The 7,194-nt window shown below is 70.5% G+C and carries 8 protein-coding genes; all 8 read left to right on the forward strand.

Features of this window, described 5'->3' with window-relative positions:
- Positions 1-616, forward strand: a 616-nt coding sequence (locus VGJ14_17515; protein ID HEY2834227.1) for a ribonuclease J, incomplete at its 5' end; no start/stop codon positions are given.
- Between the two features lie 56 nt (positions 617-672).
- On the forward strand, positions 673-864 hold the full coding sequence (locus VGJ14_17520; GenBank protein ID HEY2834228.1) for a type II toxin-antitoxin system VapB family antitoxin: 192 nt from the start codon (positions 673-675) through the stop codon (positions 862-864).
- Positions 861-1,238 carry a hypothetical protein gene (locus VGJ14_17525; GenBank protein HEY2834229.1) on the forward strand — a complete coding sequence of 126 codons (378 nt, stop codon included), beginning with the start codon at positions 861-863 and terminating at the stop codon, positions 1,236-1,238. Before VGJ14_17520 ends, VGJ14_17525 begins: the two co-directional genes overlap by 4 nt.
- Positions 1,239-1,390: 152 nt before the next feature.
- Positions 1,391-1,906 carry an SHOCT domain-containing protein gene (locus VGJ14_17530; protein HEY2834230.1) on the forward strand — a complete coding sequence of 172 codons (516 nt, stop codon included), beginning with the start codon at positions 1,391-1,393 and terminating at the stop codon, positions 1,904-1,906.
- Between the two features lie 57 nt (positions 1,907-1,963).
- Positions 1,964-4,507 (forward strand): DNA translocase FtsK, encoded by a 2,544-nt coding sequence (locus tag VGJ14_17535; GenBank protein HEY2834231.1) that lies wholly within the window; start codon positions 1,964-1,966, stop codon positions 4,505-4,507.
- Positions 4,500-4,925, forward strand: coding sequence for a helix-turn-helix domain-containing protein (locus VGJ14_17540; protein ID HEY2834232.1), 426 nt, complete (start codon positions 4,500-4,502; stop codon positions 4,923-4,925). The genes VGJ14_17535 and VGJ14_17540 overlap by 8 nt, the downstream gene beginning before the upstream one ends.
- A 21-nt stretch (positions 4,926-4,946) precedes the next feature.
- Positions 4,947-6,548: a radical SAM protein gene (locus tag VGJ14_17545; GenBank protein ID HEY2834233.1), complete on the forward strand. Its 1,602-nt coding sequence runs from the start codon at positions 4,947-4,949 to the stop codon at positions 6,546-6,548.
- Positions 6,545-7,194, forward strand: a 650-nt coding sequence (pgsA, locus tag VGJ14_17550) for a CDP-diacylglycerol--glycerol-3-phosphate 3-phosphatidyltransferase (GenBank protein HEY2834234.1), incomplete at its 3' end; no start/stop codon positions are given. The genes VGJ14_17545 and pgsA, both read left to right, overlap by 4 nt.

The following is a 7,194-nucleotide window of genomic DNA, read 5'->3' on the forward strand; positions in this document are numbered from 1 at the left end:
GACCCGGCTCGGTGCCCACGTGGTGCACAAGTCCAACGCAATGGTGCACGTGTCCGGGCACGCCTCGGCGGGCGAGCTCGTCTACTGCTACAACCTGGTCAAGCCGCGGCACGTGATGCCCGTGCACGGCGAGCCCCGGCACCTGCGGGCCAACGCCGAATTGGCCATGCTCACCGGAGTGCCCGCCGCGCGCATCGTGATGGCCGAGGACGGGGTGGTTGTCGACCTCGTCGACGGCGTGGCCGGGGTGGTCGGTTCCGTGCCGTGCGGCTACGTGTACGTGGACGGCCTGTCCGTCGGGGACGTCACCGAGGCCTCGCTGAAGGACCGTCGGATCCTTGGCGAGGAGGGCTTCGTCTCGGTGTTCGTGGTGGTCGACGCCAATACCGGAAAGATCACCGGCGGGCCCGAGGTGTCCGCGCGTGGCTCCGGCATCGACGACGCGGCGCTGCAGGCCGTGCTGCCCCGGGTGGTGGAGGCGCTGCAGAACGCGGCGGTCGAGGGTGTGGCCGACGAGTACACGCTGCAGCAGATCGTGCGCCGAGTGGTCGGCAAGTGGGTCAACGAGACCTACCGGCGGCGCCCGATGATCGTGCCGGTGGTCGTCGCGGTCTGAGTCCCGCACGAATTTGAGCATCAGCTGATGTCTATATTCGTGTTACAGTCGTCGGCATGCGGACGACCATTGCATTGGACGACGACCTGCTGGCCGAGGCCGAGCGACTGAGCGGGATCACCGAGCGCACCGCGTTGGTCCGGGAGGCGTTGCGTGCGCTGATCGGACGCGAGAGCGCGCGCCGGTTGGCCGCCCTGGGCGGTTCTGATCCCGACGCGACCTCCGGTCCGCGGCGTCGCTCGGCGTGAGCCGGGTACTGGTCGACACGTCGATTTGGATCGACCATCTGCGCCAGACGAACCCCGAACTTGTGGCCCTACTCGACCCGGCCCTGGTGCTCGGTCATCCGTATGTGCGCGCGGAGGTGGCGCTGGGGTCTATCTCGGATCGTTGGCAGGTGTTGGGCCTGTTGGGCTGGTTGCCGCAGGCAACGGTCGCCACAGCCGATGAAGTGGTGAACCTGATCGAGCGTCATTCCTTGCACGGACGGGGTCTCGGATATGTCGATGCCCAACTGCTCGCGGCCACTTTGATCACGCCGGGCGCTCGGCTGTGGTCGCGTGATCGGCGGTTGGCTGCCGCTGCCCGCGACCTGGACATCGCTCACGCGGAGGCGGGCTGAGGGTTCCGTACCGAATTTCGGATCGGTACGGAGGTGCGAGGGCCGCCGAACTCGGATTGCTTTGATGTCGAAAGGTCGCGCGCGTCACGCTATCGGCGCTGTTCGGCCGGGTTGTTCGCCGGCATTTTGAATCGACTGTGGTGGATCGATTCATGGGGGGCACGAGCACGATGGCACAGCCGATCCGGACCTTTTTCAGCGTTGTCGACGGCGAGCAGGCCGAGGTGTACGTGCACGCCGACCGGTTGGAATGGGAGCAGCGGATTGTCCGAGCGTCCCGGCCGGGTCTGCGTGCCGAGGCCTCCTGGCTGATGGCCCACCCGCCGCACGCCGAGGTGATCACCCAACGGGTGCCGATCGCCGCTGTGAGCAGTGTGACCGTGTGGGCTGCCTGCTCGACGTTCACGGCGATCAGCGTGAACGCCGTTCCGGCGCCGGTTGAGTTCCGCGTCTCGCATGCCGATGCCGCCGCCGTCGCCGACCTGCTCACCGGCCTGGTGCTCGGTGCCGCGCCCGCCAACGTGACCTCCATCGCCGCGCTGCCCTCCCAGGTCCGCGGCGCGAACGTGGCCGATCAGATCCGGACGCTGGGCGCCCTCTACGCGGCAGGCATCCTCTCTGCCGAGGAGTTCTTCACCGAGCGCGAGGCGCTGCTCACGGCGGTGTGACTGGCGGGGGCGGCGTGGCAGCTGGGGTGTATGTGGCGATTGGGCTAGTTTGCGCCCATGGCATCTCGTGCGTCTCGTGGTGGCACTGCGACCAAGTCCAAGAAGCGCCCGGACAAGGCGCACGGGAGACTCGGCAGCGTCCTGAACCCGCCCGGCAACCAGAAGACGTATGCCCGCCGGCTTGCCGTTTCGACGCTGAAGGTCAACCCGATCTCCGGGCTGATCCTCGGGGTTTGGGTGGCCATCGAGGGCGTGTACTTGGCGCTGGCGTTCGCGGTCGGCAAGTTGGTGCGCAGCATCGGACGCACGGCCCGTGAACTGGACGCGGAACACCGCCGGGACGGCCTGGGGTTGTCCCTGCTCGGCCTTGCGGTGGTCATCGCAGCGGGGGAGTGGTGGGGGCTGCACGGACCGGTAGGCCAAGGCGTCCGGGCGGTGGTGGCGGGCAGCTTCGGCGCGCCCGGCTTGGTGATGCCGATCGCCTTGGTGGTGCTCGGCGTGCACGTGTTGCGCAACGTCGGGGACGGTTCCGAGGGCGGCCGGCTGACCGTCGGCATCAGCAGCCTGACCGTCGGGCTGTGCGGCATGGTGCAGGTTTGGCACGGCGTGCCGTCGCCCGATACCGGAGCCACCCGGATGCGCCACGCCGGCGGCATGGTGGGGTATTTGGCCGCGCACCCATTGGCCACGGTCACCGCGAACGCGGTGGCCTTCGTACTGCTGGGCCTGCTGGCCACCTTCGGTCTGCTGGTCACCACCGCGACCCCGGTGCGCAGCATCCCGCAGCGGCTGCGGACGCTGGCCACCCCGCTGATCGGGCCGCCGGGGGAGCACCCGGCGCAGACCGAGGAGGCCGTCGAGGAGAGCCCGCGCCGGCGCCGTCGCAAGGATGTCGCAGCCGCCAGCGACGGGCAGATCCCGTTCGACACCCCGATGGTCCCGGCGCCGCGATCCCGGCGCTCGCCGCGGCCGTCCAAGGACGACGTGGACGTCCCCGATTTCCTGCGTCCCGAAAAGCAGGCCCTGCTGCCGGAGCAGCCCGGTCCGGCCACCGCCGCCGACGAGTTCGAGGTCCCCGCCCCGACCGCGAAGGACGTGCCCGCGCCGCGGCTGGAGCCCATCGCGTTGGACAACGACGTCGAGTACACGCTGCCCACCCCCGCGGTGCTCTCCGCGGGCTCTCCGCACAAAACCCGAAGCGCGGCCAACGACCAGGTGGTCGCGGCGCTGTCCAACGTGCTCGAACAGTTCGAACTCGACGCCACCGTCACCGGCTTCACCCGCGGCCCAACCGTCACCCGCTACGAGGTCGAGGTCGGCCCCGGGGTGAAGGTGGAGAAGGTCACCAACCTCAGCAAGAACATCGCCTACGCGGTGGCCAGCGCGGACGTGCGCATCCTGTCGCCGATCCCCGGCAAGTCCGCGATCGGCGTGGAGATCCCGAACGCCGACCGGGAGATGGTCACCCTCGGCGACGTGCTGCGCTCCGAGGCCGCCCTGCGCGACCAGCACCCGATGGTGGTTGCGCTGGGCAAGGACGTCGAGGGCGGCATGGTCTGCGCCAACCTGGCGAAGATGCCGCACATCCTGGTGGCCGGGGCCACCGGCGCCGGTAAGTCCAGCTGCATCAACTCGTTGATCGTCTCGATCCTCATGCGGTCCACCCCGGAAGAGGTGCGCATGATCCTGATCGACCCCAAGCGGGTCGAGCTGACCGGCTACGAGGGCATCCCGCACCTGATCACTCCGGTGATCACCAACCCGAAGAAGGCCGCGGACGCGCTGGGCTGGGTGGCCCGGGAGATGGACCTGCGCTACGACGACCTGGAGCACTCGGGCTTTCGGCACATCGACGACTTCAACGCCGCGGTGCGCGAGGGCCGGCTCACCCCGCCGTTGGGCAGCGAGCGGGTCTACACCCCGTATCCCTACCTGCTGGTGATCGTCGATGAGTTGGCGGACCTGATGATGGTGGCCCCGCGCGATGTGGAGGGTCACATTCAGCGCATCACGCAGCTCGCCCGCGCGGCAGGCATCCACTTGGTGCTGGCCACCCAACGGCCCTCGGTGGACGTGGTCACCGGGCTGATCAAGGCCAATGTGCCCGGGCGACTGGCGTTCGCCACGTCCTCCGCCACGGACAGCCGGGTCATCCTTGACCAGGTCGGCGCGGAGAAGCTGGTCGGTCAGGGCGACGGGTTGTTCCTGCCGATGGGCGCTTCCAAGCCGATCCGCATCCAGGGCGCGTTCGTCCCGGAGAAGGAGATCGCCGCGGTCGTCAAGCACTGCAAGAAGCAGTTGGCGGCCACCTATCGCGATGACGTCACCGCGCCGGTCGCGGCGGCCAAGGAGATCGACGGGGACGTCGGCGACGACCTGGACCTGCTCTGCCAGGCCGCTGAGCTGGTCATCACCACCCAGTTCGGGTCCACCTCGATGTTGCAGCGCAAGTTGCGCGTCGGGTTCGCCAAGGCGGGCAGGCTGATGGATCTGATGGAAAGTCGGGGAATCGTCGGTCCCAGCGAGGGCGCCAAGGCCCGCGACGTGCTGATCCCGGCGGATGAGGTGCACGACGTCATCGCGGGGTTGCGCGGTGACTAAACGGCCCGCCCCGCCGCCGACCGCGGCAGTCCCGGCCCAACCGAGCCTGGGCGCCCGGCTGCGCGACGCCCGGCGGGAAGCCGGGTTGACCCAGCTCGAGCTCGCCGAGATCACCCGGATCCGGGTTGGCCGGCTGGTTGAGTTCGAATCCGGCGACTTCTCCGGCGTGGTGGACGCCAGCGTGCTGGCGCACGGACGGCTGGGTGCCATCGCCCGTGCGGTCGGGGTGGACGCGGCGCCCTTGGTCGCGGCCTACGACGCCCGGCCGGACGCTGCGCCCACCGTCCCGCCGCCGATCACCTGGCGCGGACCGGGCCGGCTGCGCCCCGGCGTCAACTGGACGAGGGTCCTGCTCGGCCTGCTCGGGGTGGCGGCGATCTACCCGGTCGCGCTGTTGCTGGCGCTCGTCCTGGGCTGAGGGCCGCGTAGGCTGCAGGACGTGACCCCCCGCACACGTCGGCCGCGTCCGGCCGACACCGCGTCACGCCGTCGCGCCACCAAGCACGTTCGGATCGCGGCGCCGGAGGCCCCGGTGCCCACCGTGGCCCTGGTCACCATGGGCTGCGCCCGCAACGAGGTCGACTCGGAGGAACTGGCCGGTCGGCTGTCCGCGTCCGGCTGGTCGCTGGCCGCCGAAACGGACGACGCCGACGTGATCGTGGTGAACACCTGCGGGTTCGTGGAGGCGGCCAAGAAGGACAGCATCGACGCGCTGCTGGCCGCCGCGGACCTCACCGACGGTGCCGCCGGGCGGGCGGTGGTCGCGGTGGGCTGTCTGGCCGAGCGCTACGGGGCCGAGCTCGCCGAGGCGCTGCCGGAGGCCCGGGTGCTCGGCTTCGACGACTACGGCGACATCTCCGCCCGGCTGCACGACGCGTTGGCCGGCACCCCGCACGTCCCGCACACCCCGCGCGACCGCCGCACCCTGCTGCCGCTGACCCCCGTCGAACGCCCCGCCGCGGCGGCCGCCATCTCCACCCCCGGCCATCACACCGCCACCCCGCTTGCGTCCGAAGAAGTGGGGGCTCCCGGACACTGTTCTTCGGACGCAAGGGGCATGTTGGCGGCATGGACGGGGCCGGGGAGTGGGCCGCGGCCGTTGCGGCGGCGGCTGGAGTCCGGGCCGGTGGCGCCGCTGAAGCTGGCGTCCGGGTGTGACCGGCGGTGCAGCTTCTGCGCGATCCCGTCGTTCCGTGGCGCGTTCCTGTCCCGGCCCCCGGCCGAGCTGCTGGAGGAGGCCGCGTGGTTGGCCGCCGACGGGGTGCGCGAGCTGGTGTTGGTCTCGGAGAACTCCACCTCCTACGGCAAGGACCTCGGCGAGCTGCGGTTGCTGGAGCTGTTGCTGCCCCGGCTGGCCGGCATCGACGGCATCGAGCGGGTGCGGGTGAACTACTTGCAGCCGGCCGAGATGCGCCCGTCGCTGGTCGAGGTGCTCACCGGCACCGACCGGGTGGTGCCGTACTTCGACCTGTCCTTCCAGCATTCCGCCCCCGAAGTGCTGCGCCGCATGCGCCGGTTCGGGGACACCGACCGATTCCTGGGGTTGATCGAGCAGATCCGCTCCCGCGCGCCGCTGGCCGGCATCCGCACCAACGTGATCGTCGGGTTCCCCGGTGAGACCGGGTCCGACCTCCAGGAGTTGGAGCGTTTCCTGACCGCCGCGCGGTTGGACACCGTCGGGGTGTTCGGCTACTCCGACGAGGACGGCACCGAGGCGGTCGGCTTCGACGGCAAGCTTGACCCCGAGGAGATCAGGGACCGAGTGGCCCGGATTACCGATCTGGTCGAGGAGCTCACCGAGGCCCGGGCCGCGGACCGGGTGGGCGACGTGGTCGAGGTGCTGGTGGAGGCCGTCGACCCCGGCGAATATCCCGGCGCCGAGCTGTTCGGTCCGGCCTGCGCGGAGGGCCGCGCGGCGCACCAGGCCCCCGAGGTGGACGGTGGCGTGGTGCTGATCGGACCGGAACCGACGCTGGGTCAGATCGTCCCGGCCAAGGTCGTCGGCAACTGCGGTGTGGACTTGATCGCGGTGCTCGGATGAGCGCGGGTGCGATCGACCCGGCGGCGGACCGGACTCCTCGGACTCCTCCGGGGGCGCGGGCCGCGGGTGCGCCGCGGTTCGGCGACGGCGGGCTGATTCCGCACAACCCCGACGCCATCGTCGAACCCGGCGTGCCGGACCATCTCGCCGACCCGATCGGCACGGTCGGTGCGGTCAACTTGGCCAACGCGCTCACTCTGCTGCGCCTGCTGCTGGTGCCGGTTTTCCTGGCCGTGCTGTTCACCGACGGGGGGCACGATGACGGCTGGCGCTGGGCGGCCTGGGGCGTGTTCGCGGTCGCCGCGACCACCGACACCATCGACGGGCGGGTGGCCCGGGCCCGCGGGCTGGTCACCGACTTCGGCAAGATCGCCGACCCGATCGCGGACAAGGCGCTCTCCGCCGCGGCGCTGGTTTCCCTTTCCTCGTTGGGGAATCTGCCGTGGGTGGTCACCGTCATCGTGCTGACCCGCGAGGTGCTGGTGACCCTGCTGCGGTTCTGGGTGATTCGGCACGGGGTGATCCCGGCCAGCCGCGGCGGCAAGCTCAAGACCCTGTTACAAGCCGTGGCGATCGGTCTGTACCTGCTACCGCTGCACGGCTGGACCCACACCGCTGCCGCCATCGTCATGGCGGCAGCCGTAGC

It is taken from the genome of Sporichthyaceae bacterium (assembly GCA_036493475.1).
Classification (GTDB): Bacteria; Actinomycetota; Actinomycetes; order Sporichthyales; family Sporichthyaceae; genus DASQPJ01.